The following is a 22,937-nucleotide window of genomic DNA, read 5'->3' on the forward strand; positions in this document are numbered from 1 at the left end:
CTGCTTGAAAAAAGAGTGCGCCAATCCTCGGGTCGAGCTCGAGGATGACGGCTGAGGAGGACGCTTTTTCAGCATCGCTGGCGGAGTGGCGAAATCTATCAGCGTTTTTCGCCCGCCCCGGGCCTAATATCTCAAGCGCAGAGCACCATCGCCCAATAGGGCCGGTTGCGGCTGGCGGCGTCATAGGCCACCGCGACGCCGAGACCATTATAGGGACCCAGCATATTTTCGAGATGGTGTTTGGAGCCGATCCAGGCCTTGACGACCCGCTCGACGCTGTCCTGACCTGCGGCCACGTTTTCCGCCGCGGGTAGCGGTACACTGCCGTCCTTCATGCGGATGAGGAAACTGTCGGTCAGGCCGATCAGATGCGCCATCTTCTGCGCCTTGACCATACGGCCGGCCTGATAGGCGGCGGCGCTGCTAGCCGCGCCATTGATGGCGAGCGGCGAAAGCCCTTTCGAGCGGCGCAACTCGTTGACCATCGGAAGCGCTGCCGCGGTCTCATCGCGGGTGCCTGACGGCATGCCCTTGTTGGTGGGCATGGAAACGCAGGCGGAAAGAACGGAACCGGCGGAAAGCAGCACGAAGCCGCGCCGTGAAAGCGTTTGAAGCGTGGAATCTGTCATGTCAGCGGCGATAGCTCAGGAGGCGCAGGATGATGAAAACGGGAATGACGATCGTTGCGCCAAGGATCAGATAGTCGCCGATTGCGCCGAGCGCATGGAAACCGCTGCGCCACAGATCGACCACGAAATCACGCGCGCCGTAGATGATGTTCCACGGCGTCAATCCGAAGATCGCCATCAGAAAGCCGACGAGCAATGAAACGACGAGCAGTTTCACCACGGTGCGGGCCACCGTATCACCCAGCATTTTGTTGACCTCACCGGCCATCAGCAAGTCTCCTGTTTTATCCTGACATATGGGGCGCACCGCTTCGATGCAAGTTTTCGCGCACTATATCGCGCCATATCCGTCAATTCCACGCAGGGGCCATGAAATAGGACTTGAGTTTTTTTATGGCTTGATAAATGACAGCCGGCATCTTCTCAGGAAATAATTGATGGCCCCAAACCAGTTTTCTTCCGGTGACGTCATTGCCGACCGCCGGGCGGACTATGCCCGCATGTTGGCGGAGGGCGGTGACTATCCCGCCGCCGCCGAACTCATGGAACAGGCGCTTGAACTTGCGCCACGGTGGACGGCGGGCTGGTTTCGTTTCGGGGAATATCATGAAAAGGCGGGGGAGACCGCAAAAGCCGTGGCGGCTTACGAGAAAGTCGCCGAACTGGATACGGAAGGGCTGTTTGCAGCCGAACTGAAGCTCGCGGTTCTCGGCGCCGCGGAAACACCCGAGCAGCCGCCGAGCCGTTATGTGGAAGGGCTGTTCGACGATTATGCCGACCGTTTCGAAACCTCGCTTGTGGAGAAGCTTGACTACAGCGTGCCGCAAAAGCTTGCGGAACTGATCGGCAAAGCGGTGGATGGCGGCGTCTTCGATACCATTGTCGATATCGGCTGCGGCACGGGTCTCCTCGGTGTCGAAATCCGCGCCCTTGCAAGACGGCTTGAAGGTTTCGATATCTCCCAGAACATGCTGGCCAAGGCGGAGGAAAAGGGGCTTTACGATTATCTGGGCCAGGCCGATCTTTCGCTGGAAGCAGAGGCCTCCGGCCTGTTCACAACGGCGCTGGCGGAGCACCGCGCCGGTCTCGTCGCCGCCGCCGATGTGATGATGTATCTCGGCAGCCTCGAAGCCGTCATGCCGCTTGTTTCCACCCTGCTCAGGCCTTCAGGCTTTTTTGCCTTCTCGGTGGAGGATGCGGGGGATGAGGACGGTTTTATCCTGCGGGAATCCCTTCGTTACGCCCATTCCAAAAGCTATGTGACCGACCTTCTTGAGCGGACTGGCTTTTCCCTCCTCGAAATACGCAAAACCACCATTCGCAAGGATGCCGGAAAACCCCTTTCCGGCATTCTTTTTCTTGCCCGCGCTAAAGCCTGAACATTCCGTTTCTTGCCTTTTTCACGATAGGTCAGTCTTGCTTACTTATCCATCTTGATCAGCTGTTTTTTGCAGTGCAAAATATGTCTGAACCTGAGGAAAAAAGCGTGAGCATAACGAGAAGCGTTTACGGCATGTGGAGTTCCGATCCGGCCAGACATGCGCCAGTGGAAGACGTGCAGGGCATCGTCACCGGCGCCATCGTCTCGGCGCTCGGCTTTTATCTCCTGAACAAGGTCGGCCTTCTGACCGGCGGCACCGCCGGCGTCGCCTTCCTCCTTCATTATGCCTTCGGCATCAGCTTCGGCCTTCTGTTCTTCCTCGTCAATCTGCCGTTTTATTACCTGTCCTTCCGCCGCCTTGGTCTCGCTTTCTCTTTCAAGACCTTCATCGCCATCGGCCTCGTTTCAGTGCTGACAGAGGTGGAAGCGCGCTGGATGGTGATTGACAGCATCAATCCGCTCTGGGCCGCGCTGCTCGGCGGACTGCTTCTGGGTTACGGATTGCTGGCGCTTTATCGTCACCGCGCCAGCCTCGGCGGTATCGGCATTCTCGCCATCTATATTCAGGACCGTTTCGGCATCCGCGCCGGTCTGATCCAGCTGGCCTTCGACGCCTTCGTCATGCTCTGCGCCTTCCTCGTCATCGATCCTGCGACGGTTGTCTATTCGATTGTCGGCGCTTTTGTTCTCAACATGTTTCTGGCCATCAATCACCGCTCTGACAGATATATCGTCGTGCGCTGAATAGGCACGCTTGAAATCCGTCCTGCTTGAGTGCAATAGCTCGGCGATGGCCTGAAAATCAGGGGAAAAGGCATGGACGATACGACTGCGCGCAGGCGCCTGAACCTTTGGGCCTCCGCGCCGGATCGTCATTCGCTGCTGGAAGACGCGCAGGGCGTTCTGGCGGGCAGCATGCTGGTCTCGCTGGGCGTCACGCTGTTTTCGTCCGCGGGCCTTTTGACGGGCGGCGTGGTGGGGCTTGCCTTCCTGGCGCATTATTCCACCGGCTTCAGCTTCGGCGTGGTGTTTTTCCTTGCCAATCTGCCGTTTTATTATCTCGCTTTCCGCCGCCTCGGCCTCGCCTTCACGGTCAAGACCTTCTGCGCCATCGCGATGACGGCGCTGCTTTCCGAATATATGCCCGGCTTCTTCGCCTTTCAGAGTATCAATCCGGTTGCTGCCGCCCTTTTCGGCGGGCTGACGGTTGCGGCCGGCATGCTGGCGCTGTTTCGCCACCGCACCAGCCTCGGCGGTTTCGGCATCTTGGCGCTTTATCTGCAGGATCGTTTCGGCTGGCGCGCGGGCCTCGTGCAGCTCGCCTTTGACGGCATGGTGCTCGCCTGCTCGTTCTTCGTGGCCACACCTTTCGTCATCCTCTGCTCCATCCTTGGCGCGCTGGTCATGAACCTCACCCTTGCCATCAATCACAGGAACGACCGCTACATCGCCATGTAGCGGTCGCCCGTTTTGGGTTTAAGAGGTCAGGCCGCCTTTGCAGCCGCATCGACCGGATGCTGCGAGCGGAAACCGACGGCGATGCGGTTCCAGGTGTTGATCGCGCCGATGGCGACCGTGATCTTCACGATGTCCTCATCGGAGAAATGCGCCTTCAGCGTCTCGAAGGCGTCATCCGGCGCGCCGGTTTCGGCAATCTTCGTCACCGCATCCACCCAGCCGAGCAGCGCCCGTTCCTGCTGGGTATAAACGGGGGATTCCCGCCACACGCTCATCAGGTTGATCCATTGTTCGGAAAGGCCGTCATGACGGCTTTCCTTCACATGCATGTCCACACAGAAGGCGCAGCCGTTGATGATCGAGGCACGCAGCTTGATGAGGTGAACAAAGCGGCGCTCAAGCCCGCTGCCCTGGACGTAGTTTTCCAGCGCCATCACGGCCTTGAAGGCTTCGGGGGATGCTTTGGCATAGTTCAAACGGGTTTTCATGGGTCTCTCTCCATTGGTTGGGTCTGTTTAAGGGCATGCGTCATCGGTCCGGAAAGCTGTGATGCTTCCGGTATTTCGGAGATCCTGTCTTTTGGGCCTCAGCGCGTCGCTGTCTTGCGCTCGTTCAGTTCCAGAAAGGCGCAGCCGCGCGCGGCAATCCCGCCATCATCATTGGCGGCAAGATCGCCCAGAATGTCGGCGATGGTGGTTTTGGCGAGCTCCGCCCGATAGGCCTTCTCCGCTTTCAGCATCGCGGCGTTGATGCCGCAGGGCTTGGTGAAATAACGTCCCGGCAAGGGGTTCGGTCCGCGCTGGCGGATTTCCGCACACCGGAAGGCAGGCTGCGGCCCTTCGACGGCAAGCACGATATCGAGCAGCGTGATCGTGTCGGGCGACCGGGCCAGACGATAACCGCCCTTCGGCCCCGGCACGGTGGCTACTATTCCGGCATTGGACAGCGACTGCAGGTGTTTCAGAAGATAGCTCGTGGAAACGCCGTGAAATTCCGCCAGCGCCGCCGCCGAAAGCACACCGCCCTCGGAAAGTCCCGCCAGCATGCCCACGCTGTGAATGGCCTGTTCCACGCCGTCCCCGAGTTTCATCCGACTTGCCTCTGTGTGGTTTGTGTCATTATCATGGATATTATTTATCCACGATTATGCTTTCCTGTCAAGCGGCCCTGTTGCGCTCTTCTTTTTCGCGGGCTTTTCACTACCTTGATGGGGTGAAACACACCGAGTCTCCCATTTCCGGCACCCATGTCGGCTCCTTGCCCCTTTCATTCCAGAAATGGTTTGTCGAAAAAGGGTGGTCTCCGCGCGCCCATCAATTGGAGCTGATGGCGCGGGCGCGCGGCGGCGAGAACATGCTGCTGATTGCGCCCACGGGCGCCGGCAAGACGCTGGGCGGCTTCATGGCCTCGCTCACCGATCTGGCAGAGCGCGGCAAGGTGCCGCCGGGCTCGGGCTTTGTCGGCGTGCACACGCTCTATATCTCGCCGCTCAAGGCGCTTGCGGTCGATATCGAGCGCAACCTCACCAGGCCCGTTTCCGAAATGGGCCTGCCGATTTCCATCGAGACCCGCACGGGCGATACGCCGCAGGGCAAACGCCAGCGCCAGAAGGTGAAGCCGCCGGATATTCTGCTGACGACGCCGGAACAGGTCTCGCTGCTGCTCGCCAACAAGGAGGCCGAGCGCTTTTTCCGTGACCTGAAATATGTGGTGCTCGACGAATTACATTCGCTCGTCACCTCCAAACGTGGCCATCTGCTGTCGCTGGCGCTTGCCCGTGTGCGCCGGCACGCGCCCGATGTGCGTTTCATCGGTCTTTCGGCTACGGTGGCGGAGCCGATGGATTTGCGCCGTTATCTTGCGCCGCAGGGGCAGGGTGAGCCGCCCGCTGGCCTCATCACCGTCGAGGGCGGGGCAAAACCGGATATTTCCATCCTGAACACGGAAGAGCGCATCCCATGGTCCGGCCATTCGGCGCGTTACGCCATGAAGGATTTGTACTCTGCGCTGAAGGACCACCAGACGACGCTAATCTTCGTCAACACCCGCTCGCAGGCGGAGTTGATCTTCCAGGAACTCTGGACGATCAATGACGACAATCTGCCGATTGCCCTGCATCACGGTTCGCTGGATGCCGGTCAGCGCCGCAGGGTGGAGGCCGCCATGGCCGAAAACCGGCTGCGCGCCGTCGTCGCCACCTCCACGCTCGATCTCGGCATAGACTGGGGCGATGTCGATCTCGTCGTGCATGTCGGCGCACCAAAGGGGGCGAGCCGCCTGGCCCAACGCATTGGCCGCGCCAATCACCGCATGGATGAGCCGTCAAAGGCGATCCTCGTTCCCGCCAACCGGTTCGAGGTGATGGAGTGCCGGGCAGCCCTTGATGCCAATTATATCGGCGCGCAGGATACGCCGCCGATTGCCGAAGGCGCGCTCGATGTTCTCGCCCAGCATGTTCTCGGGATGGCCTGCGCCGAACCCTTCGATGCCGACGATCTTTACCGCGAAGTGACCAGCGCCTCGCCCTATGCCGACCTGCCGCGCGCTACCTTCGACCGGGTGGTGGATTTCACCGCCACCGGTGGCTACGCGCTGCGCACCTATGAGCGTTACGCCCGCATCCGCCAGATGAAGGACGGTCGCTGGCGTGTCTCCAATCCCGCCGTCGCACAGCAATATCGGCTGAACCTCGGCACCATCGTCGAGGCGGCGGAACTCAATGTCCGCATGGTCAGGCGCAATCCCAAGGGCACGGTCGGGCGCGGCGGCATGTCGCTCGGCAAGGTCGAGGAATATTTCCTCGAGCAGCTGGTGCAGGGCGATACGTTCCTTTTTGCCGGCAAGGTGCTGCGTTTCGAAGGTATCCGCGAGAATGAATGTCTGGTCTCGCAGGCCTTTTCCATGGACCCGAAGATACCCTCCTATGCCGGCGGCAAGTTTCCGCTTTCCACCTACCTCGCGGATCAGGTGCGCTCCATGCTGTCAGACCCGACGCGTTGGCATGCGCTCCCGGATCAGGTGCGTGACTGGCTGGCGATCCAGAGGGAAAAATCGATCATTCCCAGGCGCGACGAACTGCTGGTGGAAACCTTCCCCTTCCGCAAGCGCTTCTTCATGGTCATGTATCCCTTCGAGGGACGCTTGGCGCACCAGACGCTCGGCATGCTTTTGACGCGCCGGCTGGAGCGTGCGGGCGCAAAACCCATGGGCTTCGTCGCCACCGATTATTCGCTGGCCATCTGGGCGATGGAGGATATCGGCATGCGGCTGAAATCCCGCCGCCTGTCACTGGCCAACCTCCTCGATGAGGACATGCTGGGCGACGATCTGGAAGCATGGCTGGATGAATCCTTCATGCTGAAGCGCACCTTTCGCAACTGCGCCGTCATTTCCGGGCTGATCGAACGCCGCCATCCCGGCAAGGAAAAGACCGGCCGTCAGGTCACGGTGTCTGCCGATCTTATTTATGACGTTCTTCGCAGCCATGAGCCGGATCATATCCTGCTGGAAGCGACGCGGCGCGATGCCGCGGCTGGACTTTTGGACATTGGCCGTCTTGGCGATATGCTGAAGCGAATCAAGGGTCACACCACCCACCGCGCGCTGGAACATGTCTCGCCGCTTGCCGTTCCGGTCATGCTGGAAATCGGCCGTGAGACGGTGGCGGGCGAAGCGATGGACGATGTGCTGGCCGAGGCTGCCGATGAGCTTATCGCCGAGGCCATGTCCTGAAACATGCAATGAAGGAACAACGATAAAAGTGCTGAGCCGGCTGACATTGAGCGACAGGTTTTCCAATGGCTTCGAATGCCTTGGCAGCGACACCGCCATCAACGGCGTCGCCGCCTGGTGCGACCCGTTGGGCGGGCTATACTTGCCTGACCTGTCATTGCTCGTCGTCTCCGATCTGCATCTGGAAAAGGGCGCGGCTTTTGCAAGGCGTGGCCGCATGCTGCCGCCCTATGACACCATCGCCACGCTTAAGATCCTGTCCTCCCTCGTCCGCCGCTATGATCCGAAGATCGTCGTCAGTCTTGGCGATAATTTCCACGATCGCGTCGGTTCCGAGCATCTGCCGCTGCCGCTGCGCGAACTCATCCGCGAGATGGCCCGTGGCCGCGAGTGGATATGGATCAATGGCAACCACGACCCCGACGGTACGGTCGATCTGCCGGGTTCTTCGGTGGACGAGATGTTTTATGGCAATCTCGTCTTCCGCCATGAGCCGAAGCTGGGAGATGCCGCGGGTGAAATTGCGGGGCACCTGCATCCTTCTGCAACCGTGCGCCGTCGCGAGAAAACGGTGCGACGCCCCTGTTTCGCCGTCGACGGTTCACGGCTTTTGATGCCGGCATTCGGGGTGATGAGCGGTGGGCTGGATTTGCGGCATAAAGCCATGCGCGGGCTGTTCGATCATGCCGCGCTCGTCGCGCATCTGATGGGCAGGGATCGCATCTATTCGGTGCGATTTTCAAATCTCATCGGCTGAGCGCATCGTCGCCGTTATCTTTTTGTTTCTACGCATTGTCCAGACGCAAAGCCGCTACGCATTTTTGCAGGAAATGCTCTATTGCCGGTAGACCAGTACCGGTATCTTCGAATTCTTCAGCACCTTGGCCGTGACGCTGCCGAGCAGCATTTCCACGAAGCTCCTGCGCCGATGCGAGGCCATGGCGATGAGGTCGCAGCCGGTCTTATCGGCGATTTCGATGATCGCCTCGTCCGGCCGCCCCGCCCGCGCCAGCAGCGCTTCGCAATCGAGCCCCATGGCGGCGGCGTGCGCCTGCGTATCGCGCAGCAGATGCTCCGCCTCTTCGCAACGGTGAAATTCCTCTTCGGCAATGGCGGCAATGTCCTCGACATCGCTGGCAATCACATGAAAGGGTTCCGATACCGTCACCACGGTCACCTTTGCGCCTGCCTCCTTGGCGAGAGCGAACCCTTGGTCGATTGCGATCTGCGCCAGCGGCGAGCCATCGGTGGGAATGAGAATGTGCTTGAACATGACATTTCTCCTTTTCATCCCGGTCACAGCCACACTGGCCGCCAAGAGCTGTGTGCGTGGTTGTAACGCCTTGAATTTTACCGCAAACAGATGAAGGAAGCGAATGCTATCTTTGGCGCAGAGGGTCGCCTGCGCCCTATTTTGCAGGAGGAAGAGCGGTCAGTCCTTGCGGAAGATGATGCTGGCGCCCCAGCCGGTCACGACGGCGAGCAGAACGCAGAGCGCGCCGTAGGCAAGCGGCGTCTGATGCGCCGCGTCGGTGATCGCCTGCTCCATGCCGGTCTTGACGACACGCAGTTTCAATTCGCGCTGGGCGATGAATTTGCCGCTCTTGAAAAGATAGGCGCGGGCGGTATGCACGCCGTTCGGCACATTGGCGGGCAGGCGAAGTGTCGCCCAGAACAGGCCAGTGCGTTCCAGCCGCACCCCGGTCGTGTCGTTGCGATAGATGCCGCTGGAAAGCTTGAGCCGACGGTAGGCTTCCTGAAAATCGAAGACATTGTCGGGCACGCCGGAAAACACCGCGCTTTTCAGCGACAGATGGTCGACACCCAGCCCCATGGCCCTGAGTGTGCCGGGCGAGGCGATGTCGCTGATATTGCGCGTGCTGGCCATGGAATAGGATTCCGGCAGCGGCGTGAAGGTGATGGCGCTGGTATTGATCCAGATGCCCGCCACACGCTCCTTCTTGCGCACGGTCATATAGTCGCTCGGCCCTTCCAGCGTCACGACGATATCATATTGCCCGATGGCAAGCAGCAGCTGGTCGGTATTGTTGAGCGCACCGAAGAGCGTGAAATCCGCCCCGCGAAAATCCGACGCAATGGGAATTTCCGTCGTCGATGCGCCGATTTCGATATTTTCCAGCAGGGACCGCTGCTGCGGCCCGGGCGGCAGGGCAAGCGGCGGCGTCTGCGCCGAAGCAGTTTGCCCGAGGGCAAGACATGAGAGCAGGGCAAGGGCGGCAAGCCGCAAATGGCGGGTCAATAACCTAACCCCCCGACGGCGACCGAAAACAGGTCTTCCGGCCGCACCACCAGCGATACCGCAAGGCGAAGCGCAACCGCAAGGACGAGAAGGGCGAGCAAAGCACGCAGCTGTTCACCGCGCAGTTTCTGGCCGACGCGCACACCATATTGCGCGCCGATGACGCCCGCCACCATCAGGATGAAGGCCAGCACCACGTCGACGGAATAGTTGGTCGCGGCCTGAACGACGGTCGTATAGGCGGTCACGAAAATGATCTGGAACAGCGAAGTGCCGACAACCACGCTGGTGGGGATGCGCAGGAGATAGATCATGGCCGGCACCATGATGAAGCCGCCGCCGACACCCATGATCGAGGTGAGGATACCAATGCCGAAACCCAGCGTGACGACGGGAATGATGCTGAGATAGATCTTCGATTTCTTGAACCGCATTTTCAGCGGCAGGCGATGCACCCAGTTGTGGTGCCCCGGCCGACGCAGCGTCACGGTTTCGTTGCGGGCGGCGCGGCGCAGCGCCGAAATGCTCTCTTTCAGCATCAGCACGCCAACGGTGCCGAGCAGGATGACGTAAAGCAGCGAAACAATGAGATCGAGCTGGCCGATACTGCGCAGGAAGGAGAATATCCAAACGCCGACCGTCGCCCCCACAAGACCGCCGACAAGCAGCACGCTGCCGAGCTTCACGTCCAGCGTTCCGCGCCGGAAATGGGTGATCGACCCTGACACGGAGGAGGCGACCACCTGGTTTGCGCCTGTCGCCACGGCCACCACGGGGGGAATATTGTAGAAAATCAGAAGCGGCGTGATCAGAAAGCCGCCGCCCACGCCGAACATGCCGGAAAGAAAACCGACGGCCGCGCCCATGCCGAGAATGATGAAAATATTCACCGACAGTTCTGCGATCGGCAGATAGACAGTCACGGCTCGGACCTCGGGCAAATGGTTCCGGGCGGCAGGGCCTGTCCGGGTGAGGGGGCCGCGCCGCGATTTACACTTTCTGTCTGAAAAGACCGGGCGTGCCCGACCTTCATCCGTCATGCCCGCGAGGGCCTGACCTGTCAACATTCAACGGTAAATACGTTGATAATTTGGAAAGATAGCGGTCGTGTGTCGACAGGCCGCCACATTCCTGCGCCGGGTTGCCCGGAAGCGGCCAAGGGGGCCGCTTCACCAGTTGCAGAACGCTTACTTGTTGCGGGCGAGAAGCGCGGTCACCAGCTCGTTGGTGATGCGCCCGTCGGGTGCCTGACCCACGGACTTCTGGAAGTCCTTGATGGCGGTTACGGTGTTCTTGCCAAGCTTGCCATCGGGCTGGCCTGCGTCGAAACCGTTCTTGTTCAGGATCGCCTGAATATTGCGGATCGCCTTTTCCATGTCCACGGAGGCGGTCTTTACCCCCTCCTTGCCGGCCCATTCCTCAGGCGGGTTGACGCTGTTGGCGTCTTCCGAAAGCGGTTTGACCTTCCAGGCGTCCACCTTGGCCTTGGCGCTCTGAAGCTGCTGCGGGTTCAGTGCCCCTGCCACTTCGTCGCGCTTCTGGGCGGCGTCGGCGTCACCGTCCCTGGCGGCGATGGCGAACCACTTGTAGGATTCTTCGATATCCTGCTTTACGCCGCTGCCGCGGGCGTAGAGAATGGCGAGGTTGAACTGGCTGTCGCGCACACCGAGGTCGGAGGCCTTGATGAACCACTGTGCGGCGGCGGCAAAATCCGGCTGACCGGCCGCGTCGGAGGCGAGCAGGACCGCGAGATTGTGCATGGCGCCGGCATTGCCCTGTTCGGCCGCCAACGTGTAATAGCGCTTGGCTTCGGCAAGGTTGCGTTCGACGCCGTTCGCCTTTTCGTAGAGATTGGCAAGACGATATTGCGCCGGCGCAAGACCGCGATCGGCAGCCAGCTTGTACCACTTTGCCGCTTCGGCACGGTCGGCGGCAAGGCCGCGGCCGTCGGTGTAGCGTGCTGCGATCTCGAACAGCGCCTGCGTCTCGCCCTTGGCGGCGGCTTCGGCAAGCGATGCGGGCTCGATGCCAGCGGGAACCGCGATGGCATCCTGGGCAGGAGCGGCCGTGGCGGCGACCTCAGCCGGTTTTGGAGCTTCGTTCTGCGCGACGGCGCCGGAATTTGCGGGATCCACAGCGGGAACATCGGCAACCGGCGGCTCGTCCGGCAGCGGCGCACCGCCTATGGTGCGATTATCAATGGTATTTTGCGCCGGTGCGGTATTTTCGATGCTGTCAGCGGATGCCGACTGTTCCGGATCGATGGCGAGATCGGACGGAATGGTGACGGCCTTTTCGCCAGTCTCGGGAAGTGCTGAAACCGGGCCATTGTCCATCTTCTGCTCGATGACCGGCGCCGGGGCTTCCGCGCCGCCGATCAGCGTCTTGACGAGCGGCATGGCCATCATGGCAAGAAGAATGGCGCCGATGCCAAGCAGCAGCGGGCGGCGATAGCGGGAAAGTGCCGAGGTGTCGGCCTTGCGGCTCTTTTTGCCGGTTTCAAGCTTTTCCGGCGATGTTTCCATGGCGGCGGCCTGCGCTGCGCGGCGGGCGGCGGCGATGAAATCCGTCCGTCCTTCCGCATCCGCAGCCTTGCCGCTGGCGGCCACCTGGCTGGCGCGCACGCGTTCCAGGATTTTCTTGATATCGGGGGCACCTGAACCCGGCTCCAGAAGTTCGTTCTCCTGACCTGCGGGCAGCACATCGATCGGATCGAGCGAGGGAGCGGGCTCGACCTGCGTGCGGGTGGAGGAGGCCGATACGGGTTCTTCAGCGGTCTTGGCGGTCTTCGCCGTACCGGTCTTGAAACGCTTCGTCAGGCCTGCAAGCAGGCTTGTCTTTTCCGCTTTTGCGGGCTTTGCGGCGGCGGGTGGTACGATCGTTGCCGCGTCGTTCTCGCTGCTATCGTCGAGAATGGCCTGTTCTTCGGCAATATAGCCTTCCTCCGGGAAGATGGCGGCCGGCATGGGCGCTTCTTCGCGGGCGGGGGCGACCATCTGCTGCGCGACGTTGCGGGGCGTTTCGTCACGATAGGCGGGTGCGTTGTCGAGGCTGTCGAGCCGGCCGGCGATCTGCACCAGCGTTTCATGCAGCGCCTCGAAGGTACGGTGCGTGCGCTCTTCGGTATTGCGGCTCAGCGCTTCGAGACTGCGCAGGTCGGTCGCAAGATCGGTCAGCATCGTCATGTCGGCGATGTTTGCGCCGGCCGAGAGATTGTTGCGGGTATAGGCATCCAGAACTGCTTCGGCAGCCTGCCGCGCCGCTTCGATGATATATTCATCGTTCGAGGCCATGTAGTCTTCGATCGCCGCCATACGCGCGTCGAGTTCCGGCGACATGCCTGTCGCCTGCATCTGCACGGGCTGGCTGATCAGCGTGGACAGATGCGCGATCTGGTTTTCGAGGCTGGCCAGCGCATGGCTGTCGGCGGGCGCGGCGTGGGCGGTTTCGTCCAGGCGGGCGGCAATATTGCCGAGCCGCTCTTCCAGACGCGAAAAGGCGCTTTCGCTGAGCCCGGATGCGGCCTGCGGCTGGCTGTAACGATAGTCGAGGTCCTCGATCCGGCGCGACAGCGTGTCGAGCCGTTCGGCTAGACCATCATTGACGGCGCCGTGGTCGAGCGCATCGATCTTGCGGGAAATATCGCTCAGAAAAGATGTCAGCTCCGCCTGCTGCGAAGGGCGCTGCGAACGCTCCAGCAGCAGGGAGAGCTGGTCCAGCCGCTCGTGCAGCTGGGCGGCGTCGCGGGCGGTGCTGAGCTCATCGATCTTGCCGGCCAGCGCTTCAAGGCGGGCGGTGAGATCGAGCGCCGGTTCCGGCTTGGCGGCGGCAAGGCGGTTGATGTCGCCGAGCTGTTCGGAAAGGCCGTTCAGCCGGGTTTCCAGCCGCTGCGCCAGCGCATTGTCCGTTGCCTGTGCATTCGCGCGTGTGCCGGTGGCGGCAATGGCGCGGCTGATTTCATCCAGCCGCTGGTCGAGACCGGAAAACTGCTCGCTAAAGGCGGCCTCGTTCGGCTTCATATGTTTGCCGAGCTGCTCTACGGCGCTGGCAATCGCGATCAGCTTGTCTTCGAGCACGCGCACGGCCGGATTGTTGCTCATGCCGCCAAGCTGAGTCTTGATGTCATCAAGACGATAGGCGAGCGAAACGATCTCATCCTGCAGCGCGCCGGCGTCGAAACCACGCAGCGTGTCTTCCACATTGTTCCAGAGGCTTTCGATCCGGTGCACGCTGTCTTCGCGCGCAAGCTGGTCGATCGTCAGGCGCAGGTCTTCGAATTCGTTGCGCAGCCCGTAGGCGTCAGGCGATGCCAGATTGCCGAGCTGGTCTATGCTGCCGGCCAGCCGTGCGATATCGTCGCGCAGGTCGCCAATGAACTGCTGGTCTTCCGCGACTGCGCGAATATTGCGGATTTCGGCGCGCAGGCCCTGCGCTTCGCGCGCAACGCCCTCGGCAATATCGTGCTTCAGTTCATGCCGCAGATTGACGAGCGCCTGCGCAATCTCCTGCAGGGCCGCGTCGTTGCGTTGCGGTTCCTGATAGGACGGAATGGAACGTGTACGCGGGGCGGGAGCGGCTGCGGCCTGCTGCGCGTCCCTCGGACGGTATTCCGGCGCAAGCGGTCTGGTAATCGTCCGTTCCGGGCGGGCGGCGGGTTCCTGCGGGCGCTGGAAGCTTGCTTCGAGGAGGCGCTGGCGTTGGCGGATTTCGTTCACGGGGTCGAGCTGCGGCGGGGTAACACTGGCGCGTGGCTCGCGGGGCGCGGCATAAGCTTCGTTTTTGGGCTCGGCCTGAGCGCTCGCACCCCGAGGGTCGCGCGGAAACTTCTGGCTCATCAGCCCTTCGATGCGGGCTTCGAGGCCTTCAATGGTGCGATTGAGAGCATCAAGAGACGATCTGTCGCTTGGCTGTTGGTTTTTCGATCGCAATCCGTTCATCTTTTCGCTCGCTTCGCTTCCGCCCGCCGTGCCCGGTTATCTGTCGCGACGTTGCCTGCCTGAACACGCCGTCGCCGCAACATGCAGCAATTCCAGAGCCGGTATTTGCCCCCGTTGAGGAAAATGCGCCGGAGTACGAAGCAGTTACCTCTCTCGGGAGAATTCACGAAACGTGGTAAAGAAGTGGTTAACTATGGTCGGAATTTTTTAACTTTTGTGGCGCGTGAGAGCCATGAGCAGGACCGGCCATCCATTCCGCGGAAAAGGGGAGGCGATATTCCGCCGAAATTTGTTTGACGTTTACGCGCACGTCAAATATTGTCATCCCATATCGGCCGGATTATCGCCGGCCCCCACGATGCGGAGGAACATCGGTAATGCCTGTTTACAAGGCCCCAGTCAAAGACACGCTTTTTATCCTGAACGACGTTCTCGGCCTGGAGCGGTATAACAACCTGCCCGGCTTTGAGGATGCAACCCCCGACATGATCGAGGCGATCACCGGTGAGGCCGCAAAGCTTGCCGAGGAGCGGCTTTTCCCGCTCAACCTTTCCGGCGACAGCCAAGGCTGCAAGCGCGCCGATGACGGTTCGGTCTCCGTGCCCGATGGTTTCAAGGACGCCTACGACGCCTATTGCGAAGGCGGCTGGATCGGTCTTGCCGTTCCGCCGGAGTTCGGCGGGCAGGGCCTGCCCTATACGCTGCATGCGGCTATCGGCGAATATATGTCGTCGGCCAACCTGTCGCTGATGATGTATCCGGGCCTCACGCAGGGTGCGATTGCCGCCGTCCTCGTGCATGGCACGCAGGAGCAGAAGCAAACCTACCTGCCGAAGATGGTCGAAGGTTCCTGGTCCGGCACCATGAACCTCACCGAACCCCATTGCGGTACCGATCTCGGCCTGCTGCGCACAAAGGCCGTGCCGCAGGGCGACGGCAGCTATAAGATTTCCGGGCAGAAGATATTCATCTCCGCCGGCGAACATTCCATGACTGACAATATCGTCCATCTGGTGATTGCCCGCATCGAAGGTGCGCCGGAAGGCACCAAGGGCATTTCGCTCTTCATTGTGCCGAAGTTCCTCGTGAAGGAAGACGGCACGCTCGGTGAACGCAACGGCGTCACCTGCGGCGCGATCGAACACAAGATGGGTATTCACGGCAACGCCACCTGCGTCATGAACTACGATGACGCGACGGGCTATCTGCTGGGTGCGGAGAACAAGGGTCTCTCCGCCATGTTCGTGATGATGAACGAAGCCCGCCTCGGCGTCGGCCTGCAGGGTCTCTCCGTTGGCGAGATCGCCTACCAGAACGCTGTCGAATATGCCCGCGAGCGTATTCAGGGCCGTTCGCTTTCCGGTGCGAAATTCCCCGACAAGAAGGCCGATCCGATCATCGTGCATCCCGATATCCGCCGCACGCTGATGACCATCAAGGCTTACAACGAGGCCGGCCGCGCCTTCCTCCTCTGGACGGCGCTGCAATCCGATATCGCCCACCGCGCCGCTGACGAGAAGCAGCGTCAGGCGGCAGACGACCTGCTCGGCCTCGTTACGCCAATCCTGAAAGGCGTGCTGACCGACAAGGGCTTCGACCATGCTGTCATGGCGCAGCAGGTCTTTGGTGGTCACGGCTACATCGAGGAACATGGCATGAGCCAATATGTCCGCGATGCCCGCATCACCATGATCTATGAGGGCGCCAACGGCATCCAGGCGCTTGATCTGGTGGGCCGCAAGCTCGGCATGAATGGCGGCCGCGCCGTCATGGCGCTGTTCAAGGAAATCGGCGATTTCTGTGAGGAAAACCGCGCCGACGAAAAGCTCAGCCTCTACACCAAGGGCCTGAAGAAGGGCTTGAACGACCTGCAGGCCGCAACCATGTGGTTCATGCAGAACGCCATGGCCAAGCCCGACAATGCCGGTGCCGGTTCGACCGACTACATGCACCTCTTCGGCATCGTGGTGCTGGGTTACATGCAGGCGCGCATGGCGAAAGCCGCCAGCGAAGCGCTTGCGACCGGTGCCGCTTCGGACGAGGATTACCTCAAGACCAAGCTCGTCACGGCAAAGTTTTATATGGAGCGCATCATGCCGGAAACGGCGCTGCGCAAGGCCCGCATCGAAACCGGCGCGGACACCATGATGGAACTGGCTGCGGAAGCATTCTGAGAAGGTTGGCGGTAAACACGCCGCAGGGAGAGAGTTTATGACCGACGTTTATATCTACGACCATGTCCGCACCCCGCGCGGACGCGGCAAGAAGGATGGCAGCCTGCATGAGGTGCCTTCCGTTCGCCTGGCCGCCAAGACGCTGGAAGCCATCCGCGACCGCAACGGGCTCGACACCTCTGCTGTCGACGACATCATCATGGGCTGCGTCGATCCGGTCATGGATGCAGGTGCGGTGATCCCGAAAGCCGCCGCCTTCGAAGCCGGTTATTCCAACAGGGCGCCGGGCATGCAGATCTCGCGCTTCTGCGCTTCGGGTCTGGACGCCATCAACTTCGCGGCCGGCAAGATCAAGGCCGGCTCGGACGATATCGTCATCGCCGGCGGCGTCGAGAGCATGTCCCGCGTCGGCATGGGCATGTCGGGCGGCGCCTGGTACATGGACCCCTCGGTCAACTTCCCGGCCTTCTTCATGCCGCAGGGCGTTTCGGCCGATCTCATCGCCACAAAGTATGGTTTCTCCCGTGACGATGTCGACGCCTATGCCGTCGAGAGCCAGAGGCGTGCGGCGCATGCCTGGGAAAAGGGCTATTTTAACAAATCAGTCATTCCGGTGAAGGACTCAAACGGCCTGACGATCCTCGACCGTGACGAGCATATGCGCCCCGGCACGGACATGCAGGCGCTGGCTTCCCTCAACCCCTCCTTCCAGATGCCGGGTGAAATGGGCGGCTTCGAAGCAGTCGGCATCATGGCCCACCCGGAAGTGGAGCGTATCAACTACGTGCACCATGCTGGCAATTCGTCCGGCATCGTCGATGGCGCTGCCGCCGTGCTGGTTGGCTCGAAGGCGGGCGGCGAGGCGATGGGCGCGAAACCGCGCGCCCGCATCAAGGCTTTCGCCAATATCGGTTCCGACCCGGCGCTGATGCTGACCGGCCCCGTTGATGTGACGGAAAAGCTCCTGAAAAAGACCGGAATGTCGCTCGCCGATATCGATCTCTTCGAACTCAATGAAGCTTTTGCCGCCGTCGTGCTTCGTTACATGCAGGCTTTCGAGATCGACCACGACAAGATGAACGTCAACGGCGGCGCAATCGCCATGGGCCATCCGCTGGGCGCCACGGGTGCGATGATCCTTGGCACGGTGCTGGACGAGCTGGAACGGCGCGACCTGAACACCGCACTGGTCACGCTCTGCATCGGCGCGGGCATGGGCACGGCAACCGTTATCGAGCGGGTTTAAGAGGCTTCGGCTGATACCGCAACGGTTCCTCCGTCATCCTCGGGCTTGACCCGAGGATCTATCCCCAGTGCTTAGATCCTCGGGTCAAGCCCGAGGATGACGGAGAAAGCGAAGCGGCCATGAAGATTCAGGGAAGAGGAATCCCAAATGAGCACTTATACCAATTTCACCATCGAGACGGACGCAGACGGCATTGCCCTCGTTACCTGGGACATGCCGGAAAAATCCATGAACGTCTTCACCACTGAAGTGATGGACGAACTGAACGCCATTGTTGAGGCGACCGTCGCCGACGCTGCCGTCAAGGGCGTCGTCTTCACCTCCGGCAAGAGCACGTTTTCCGGCGGCGCTGATCTTTCGATGATCAAGTCGATGTTCTCCTTCTACAATGACGAGAAGGCGAAGAACCCGGATCAGGCGGCGGCAAAGCTGTTCGAACTGGTTGGCCGGATGACTGGCCTGTTCCGCAAGATCGAGACCAACGGCAAGCCCTGGGTGTCGGCCATCAACGGCACCTGCATGGGTGGCGCTTTTGAACTCTCGCTCGCCTGCCACGGCCGCGTGGCCTCCAGCGCCAAAAGCCTCAAGATCGCCCTGCCGGAAGTCAAGGTCGGCATCTTCCCCGGCGCCGGCGGCACCCAGCGCGTGCCGCGTCTGACCGATGCGCAATCGGCGCTGCAGATGATGACGACGGGCCAGTCGCTGACCGGCGCACGCGCCAAGGCCATGGGTCTGGTGCACCAGGTGGTGGAGCCGGATCAGCTGGTCGCCACCGCAAAGCAGATGATCAAGGACGGCCTGAAGCCGGTCGCACCCTGGGATGAAAAGGGCTTCAAGGCCCCCGGCGGCGGCATCTGGACGCCTGCTGCAGCCCAGCTGTGGCCTGCCGCTCCCGCCATTCTGCGCCGGGAAAGCGCCGGCAACTATCCGGCAGCACTTGCCATCCTCAAATGCGTCTATGAAGGCCTGCAATTGCCCTTCGATACGGCGCTTAAGGTGGAGCAGCGTTATTTCACCGAAATCCTTCGCTCGAAGGAAGCCTTCGGCATGATCCGCTCGCTGTTCATTTCCATGCAGGAACTGGGCAAGGGCGCGCGCCGCCCGGCTGGCCAGCCGAAAACGGAGTTCAAGAAGATCGGCGTTGTCGGCGCTGGCTTCATGGGTGCTGCTGTCGCTTATGTCACCGCCGCAGCCGGCATCCCCGTCACTCTCGTCGACCGCGATCAGGAAGCCGCCGACAAGGGCAAGGGCCATTGCGAGGAAAGCGTCAAGGCGGCCATCGGCAAGGGCAGGCTGACGCAGGATGAGGGCAAGGCCCTGCTCGACCTTGTTACTCCGACGGCGGATTACAAGGCGCTCGCCGATGCCGATCTCGTCATCGAGGCTGTCTTCGAGGACCGCGACGTGAAGAAGGCGGTCATCGAGGCGGTGGAAGCCGTGTTGCCCCAAGGCGCGATCTTTGCTTCCAACACCTCCACCTTGCCAATCACCGGGCTTGCGAAGAACTCGAAGCGCCCGACCGATTTCATCGGCATTCACTTCTTCTCGCCGGTCGAGAAGATGATGCTGACGGAAGTGATCCTCGGCAAGGAAACGGGCGACAAGGCGCTGGCCGTCGCGCTGGATTACGTGGCCAAGATCAAGAAGACGCCGATCGTCGTCAACGATACGCGCGGCTTCTTCGTCAATCGCTGCGTGCTGCGCTACATGGCGGAAAGCTATGACATGCTGATCGAGGGCGTACCGCCCGCCATGATCGAAAATGCCGCCAAATTCGCCGGCATGCCGGTCGGTCCGCTTGCGCTGAATGACGAGGTGGCGATCGATCTTTCCTACAAGATCCTTAAAGCCACCGTCGCCGATCTCGGCGAAAAGGCCGTTGATCCGCGCCATATGGAGCTGGTGAAGAAGCTGGTGGAAGGCGAGGGCCGTTTTGGCCGCAAGAACGCCAAGGGCTTTTACGACTACCCGCCAAAGCCCGCCAAGAAGTCCCTCTGGCCCGGCCTGAAAAATCTCTATCCGCAACAGAAGCCGGAGGATGTGGATATGGAAGTGCTGAAACAGCGCTTCCTCGTCACGGTGGCTCTGGAAGCCGCCCGCACGGTGGAAGAAGGCATCGTCACCGATCCGCGTGAGGCCGATGTCGGCTCCATCCTCGGTTTCGGTTTCGCCCCCTATACCGGCGGCGCGCTGTCCTATATCGACGGCATGGGTGTGAAGACTTTCGTTGCTCTGGCTGAAAAGCTGAGCGAGGCCTATGGCCCACGCTTTAAGCCGACGCCGCTCCTGAAGGAGATGGCCGCCAAGGGCGAAACCTTCTACGGTCGTTTCGATCCTTACGCCAGCGCCGCCAAGGCGGCGTAAGGTTTCCGGAGAGATTACTGAACAGGCCCTTCGGGGCCTGTTTTATTATGCCGCTTTCCGTGCATCCTTTGCCCGGCTGAGGCGTTGAAAGGGCGTGACCGGGCGAAAGACGCCCGCCGCCGCAATTCAGCACGCCTCAGGAGACAGCGATGAAAGCACCACTGCGATCCCACGGTTTCGACAAGCCATCCGACCTGGACGATGAACTGGCCGAACTGGACGAAGAGGCCGAGGCTGTGGCCGCCGAAGCAAAGGTGGCAAAACCCGCAGCGAGGAGAACGCGTGCCGCCAATATCATCGACCCGGCGCTACGCGCCGAACTGGACGAGCTTCGCAAACAGGTCGACAAGATCCGCCGCGATGTCAAACGGCTGGAGGCGGCCCAACATTCCCGTCACAGACCCGCACAGCCCCACCATGAGCGCGACCGCGAGAATTCCCGAGTGATGACGGTGGTGCGCTCCGTCGCCGTCACCTCGCTTGCCAGCCGCATCTTCGCGTCTTCGCCCGTCATGGCGGCGCTGGTGGCCGTGGTGCCTTTCGCGCTTGGCCTTGCTGCGCGGCGCAGTGAAGGGGCATAGCCGCCCCACGCTGCGCCCTCTCGTAACCTTGCGACCCTTTCCGAACGCGTCCGCCCGTCGAACGCCGATCAGGCCCGGCTGATGGCGGAGAGTGGATTTCCAGCCAGGATCCGGCCTCTGCCGGACACGCATTCCAGCCATCCACAGCCGCTGTGAAAAAACTGTCAAAAAACTTCGCTATGGCGCTTGCCATGTCCGAACAAGATGTTATAACCCCGCTCACTTTCGGGGCACCAAACGGCCCCGCCCGCCAAAAGCGGAGGTTCTTCAAGGACCTGAAGTGCCCGGATAGCTCAGTTGGTAGAGCAGCGGATTGAAAATCCGCGTGTCGGTGGTTCAAATCCGCCTCCGGGCACCATTCTAAGCCCTTAGTGTGTTTGTTGTTTTCCATTATCTACTGCTCTCCGAAATGCTACGGTTTGACAGGGCTTGGTCAGAGTTTGACAACTTTCGTTTTTCGTTTGTTCAATTCGACCTCGAAGTCAGCGACCGCGCTCTGTGCCTGTTTTGACCTGTCAGCGCGGCGAGAATAGTGCTTTGCCATAGCTTCAGTTGCATGGCCCAAGACGAGGGCAATGGTCGCATTATCGCGGCCCATCTCCGCTAGTATCGTTCCCACTGTATGGCGGAGGCCCTTGAGGGTTAAGCCAGGTTGGACGATCTCCGCCTCCTCGAGCTTCTTTTTGATCCTGTCCCAGTTCGTGCTGAAGCCATTGTAGGTCCATGGTTGGCCGCGACTGCTGGCGCAAAGGGTGATAGCGTCATGGATTGGCGACGCTTCCAGTGCCTCTTTCACTGGCCCGAACAATGGTAGGTACACAGGTTGTCCGGTTTTGTTTCGCCGGGTATCGATGCCTGCGCTGGAAATAGCCGTCTTGGGCAGCGCAAGTGCATCCTGTGGATCAAGGCCATAGAACATCATTAGGCTGAAAGGAAGAAGCATATGGGCCGGCAGGGCGGCTAAGACTGCCTCGCGTTCAGCATCCATCCAAGGCCGGTTCGCATCTGGCAGATCCTTCGGGCGCTCAGCGAGGCTGACGTGCTCAACCGGGTTTTCTTTCACAAACTCGTACTCGATACCCCATGCGAATATGATGGAGAGAACTGAGCGAACATAGTTTGCGAATCTGAACTTGTGCTCTTTTTCTGCTTCGTCCCGAAGGCGTGCGATGCGCCCAGGCGTGAACCACTCAAGAGGCGTGTCCTCTATCGGCTTCAGCCAGTCAAAAACCTTTTGATAATCTGACTGAGTTCGGCTTGCACGCTTTTGAAATTTCGGGCTGGCTCGATACTCCTTTATGAGCATTCCGAGCGTGCCCGGTTTAGCAGCATTCACTTTGTAAAGTTCATTGATCCGATGAATTTCCAGATCAAAAGCCAGACTGTAAGCCTCGAATTTTTGGCAATCGATTTTATGCCCGGTCGCGCGATGGTATGCGCGCCAACGAAACGGTGGCTTATTGTCTCGATGTATCTTCCATCCGGCATACTTATTTACTCGCTTCTCGCGCGTCTTTTTCACGTGCGTTTCCTTAATTTCGCAAATATCACGTCATCGGCTGTTGCCTCGCCGCCTTTCAGGGCGTCAAGAAACGCGTCGAGATCGCGCATGTCGTAGGCCTTCACCCCGGATGGCATCGCCACTGGCGTTACGTAGCAATCGATAGGGAAACGCTTTGCGGAGAGGCCGCAATAATCTGCAGCCTCCCTGAGTGTCAGCATGCGCCGAGGCGCAACCCGAATGTTGAGCGTTGCGCTTGCCATTTCACACCTCAATTGGACGCTCAGCGCAGCGCATGCCGTCCGCGAGTTTTCGGACGATCTGCGGACTATGAAGGGTACGTGGCACCTCGACAGGCAGGAGGTTGAGACACATTACTGCTTGAAAATAAAAGCAGCCTTTTGAATAGCCCCTAGATTTGTAGACACCTTCTTTCCTAATTTTGAGGCAAGAAGAGCATCATGAGCAAATCGAATTTCAGCGAAGAGTTTAAGCGTGACGCGGTGCGGCAGATCACGGAGCGGGGCTATCCGGTTGCTGAGGTTTCGCAGCGTCTCGGCGTCAGCCAGCATTCGCTGTATGAATGGAAGAAGAAGTTTGCTGGGTCGGACTCCAAGGGTAACGACGAGGCCGAGGAGATCAGGCGGCTGAAGAAGGAACTGGCTCGCGTCACT

The 22,937-nt window shown here is 60.5% G+C and carries 20 protein-coding genes and 1 tRNA gene; 11 read left to right on the forward strand and 10 right to left on the reverse strand.

Features of this window, described 5'->3' with window-relative positions; genetic code table 11:
• Positions 1-131 precede the first annotated feature (131 nt).
• On the reverse strand, positions 132-629 hold the full coding sequence (locus tag CFB10_RS08795) for a CAP domain-containing protein (protein WP_020010977.1): 498 nt from the start codon (positions 627-629) through the stop codon (positions 132-134).
• Between the two features lies 1 nt (position 630).
• Entirely contained in the window at positions 631-897 is a 267-nt protein-coding gene (locus CFB10_RS08800; protein WP_003493739.1) for a DUF6460 domain-containing protein, read from the reverse strand.
• Positions 898-1,066: 169 nt separating this feature from the next.
• Between CFB10_RS08800 and CFB10_RS08805 the strand changes: the two genes are divergently transcribed.
• The 3 genes from CFB10_RS08805 (at position 1,067) to CFB10_RS08815 (ending at position 3,468) form a co-directional block, all read left to right on the forward strand.
• Entirely contained in the window at positions 1,067-2,008 is a 942-nt protein-coding gene (locus CFB10_RS08805) for a class I SAM-dependent methyltransferase (RefSeq protein ID WP_020010976.1), read from the forward strand.
• A 134-nt stretch (positions 2,009-2,142) separates the two neighbouring features.
• The gene (locus CFB10_RS08810; RefSeq protein ID WP_026363783.1) at positions 2,143-2,754 is read left to right on the forward strand and encodes a YitT family protein; all 612 of its coding nucleotides are present in this window, start codon (positions 2,143-2,145) and stop codon (positions 2,752-2,754) included.
• Between the two features lie 72 nt (positions 2,755-2,826).
• The gene (locus CFB10_RS08815; protein WP_020010974.1) at positions 2,827-3,468 is read left to right on the forward strand and encodes a YitT family protein; all 642 of its coding nucleotides are present in this window, start codon (positions 2,827-2,829) and stop codon (positions 3,466-3,468) included.
• A gap of 26 nt (positions 3,469-3,494) precedes the next feature.
• On the opposite strand, the gene CFB10_RS08820 is transcribed toward CFB10_RS08815, so the two are convergent.
• Entirely contained in the window at positions 3,495-3,956 is a 462-nt protein-coding gene (locus CFB10_RS08820) for a carboxymuconolactone decarboxylase family protein (protein WP_020010973.1), read from the reverse strand.
• A gap of 98 nt (positions 3,957-4,054) precedes the next feature.
• Positions 4,055-4,558 (reverse strand): Rrf2 family transcriptional regulator, encoded by a 504-nt coding sequence (locus CFB10_RS08825; RefSeq protein ID WP_020010972.1) that lies wholly within the window; start codon positions 4,556-4,558, stop codon positions 4,055-4,057.
• Between the two features lie 56 nt (positions 4,559-4,614).
• Between CFB10_RS08825 and CFB10_RS08830 the strand changes: the two genes are divergently transcribed.
• Positions 4,615-7,200, forward strand: a complete 2,586-nt coding sequence (locus tag CFB10_RS08830) for a ligase-associated DNA damage response DEXH box helicase (RefSeq protein ID WP_244559857.1) — start codon at positions 4,615-4,617, stop codon at positions 7,198-7,200.
• Positions 7,201-7,228: 28 nt separating this feature from the next.
• The gene (pdeM, locus tag CFB10_RS08835) at positions 7,229-7,957 is read left to right on the forward strand and encodes a ligase-associated DNA damage response endonuclease PdeM (protein WP_020010967.1); all 729 of its coding nucleotides are present in this window, start codon (positions 7,229-7,231) and stop codon (positions 7,955-7,957) included.
• A 78-nt stretch (positions 7,958-8,035) separates the two neighbouring features.
• Here pdeM and CFB10_RS08840 read toward each other — a convergent pair whose 3' ends face one another.
• The 4 genes from CFB10_RS08840 to podJ form a co-directional block, all read right to left on the reverse strand.
• Complete coding sequence (locus CFB10_RS08840) at positions 8,036-8,473, reverse strand: universal stress protein (protein ID WP_020010966.1); 438 nt, start codon at positions 8,471-8,473, stop codon at positions 8,036-8,038.
• Between the two features lie 159 nt (positions 8,474-8,632).
• The gene (locus CFB10_RS08845) at positions 8,633-9,460 is read right to left on the reverse strand and encodes a TIGR02186 family protein (RefSeq protein WP_020010965.1); all 828 of its coding nucleotides are present in this window, start codon (positions 9,458-9,460) and stop codon (positions 8,633-8,635) included.
• Positions 9,457-10,383: a sulfite exporter TauE/SafE family protein gene (locus CFB10_RS08850; protein WP_020010964.1), complete on the reverse strand. Its 927-nt coding sequence runs from the start codon at positions 10,381-10,383 to the stop codon at positions 9,457-9,459. Before CFB10_RS08850 ends, CFB10_RS08845 begins: the two co-directional genes overlap by 4 nt.
• 264 nt (positions 10,384-10,647) lie before the next feature.
• Positions 10,648-14,397 carry a cell division protein PodJ gene (gene podJ / locus CFB10_RS08855; RefSeq protein ID WP_026363780.1) on the reverse strand — a complete coding sequence of 1,250 codons (3,750 nt, stop codon included), beginning with the start codon at positions 14,395-14,397 and terminating at the stop codon, positions 10,648-10,650.
• Positions 14,398-14,774: 377 nt separating this feature from the next.
• Here podJ and CFB10_RS08865 point away from each other — a divergent pair, with 377 nt between their 5' ends.
• The 5 genes from CFB10_RS08865 (at position 14,775) to CFB10_RS08885 (ending at position 21,120) form a co-directional block, all read left to right on the forward strand.
• Positions 14,775-16,571: an acyl-CoA dehydrogenase C-terminal domain-containing protein gene (locus CFB10_RS08865; protein ID WP_020010962.1), complete on the forward strand. Its 1,797-nt coding sequence runs from the start codon at positions 14,775-14,777 to the stop codon at positions 16,569-16,571.
• Positions 16,572-16,608: 37 nt separating this feature from the next.
• On the forward strand, positions 16,609-17,817 hold the full coding sequence (locus CFB10_RS08870) for an acetyl-CoA C-acetyltransferase (protein ID WP_020010961.1): 1,209 nt from the start codon (positions 16,609-16,611) through the stop codon (positions 17,815-17,817).
• 147 nt (positions 17,818-17,964) lie between these two features.
• Positions 17,965-20,181, forward strand: coding sequence for a 3-hydroxyacyl-CoA dehydrogenase NAD-binding domain-containing protein (locus CFB10_RS08875; protein ID WP_020010960.1), 2,217 nt, complete (start codon positions 17,965-17,967; stop codon positions 20,179-20,181).
• A gap of 149 nt (positions 20,182-20,330) precedes the next feature.
• Positions 20,331-20,762: a hypothetical protein gene (locus CFB10_RS08880; protein ID WP_020010959.1), complete on the forward strand. Its 432-nt coding sequence runs from the start codon at positions 20,331-20,333 to the stop codon at positions 20,760-20,762.
• Positions 20,763-21,044: 282 nt separating this feature from the next.
• Positions 21,045-21,120 (forward strand) — tRNA-Phe (locus CFB10_RS08885).
• Positions 21,121-21,195: 75 nt separating this feature from the next.
• On the opposite strand, the gene CFB10_RS08890 is transcribed toward CFB10_RS08885, so the two are convergent.
• Positions 21,196-22,284, reverse strand: coding sequence for a tyrosine-type recombinase/integrase (locus CFB10_RS08890; RefSeq protein ID WP_020010958.1), 1,089 nt, complete (start codon positions 22,282-22,284; stop codon positions 21,196-21,198).
• Positions 22,281-22,526 (reverse strand): hypothetical protein, encoded by a 246-nt coding sequence (locus CFB10_RS08895; protein ID WP_141097707.1) that lies wholly within the window; start codon positions 22,524-22,526, stop codon positions 22,281-22,283. The genes CFB10_RS08890 and CFB10_RS08895 overlap by 4 nt, the downstream gene beginning before the upstream one ends.
• Before the next feature lie 198 nt (positions 22,527-22,724).
• On the opposite strand from CFB10_RS08895, the gene CFB10_RS08905 reads away from it, so the two are divergent.
• On the forward strand, positions 22,725-22,937 hold a 213-nt coding region (locus CFB10_RS08905), incomplete at its 3' end, for a transposase (protein ID WP_244559858.1).

Origin of the sequence: Agrobacterium sp. 719_389, from assembly GCF_900188475.1 — a bacterium.
GTDB lineage: Bacteria > Pseudomonadota > Alphaproteobacteria > Rhizobiales > Rhizobiaceae > Agrobacterium > Agrobacterium radiobacter.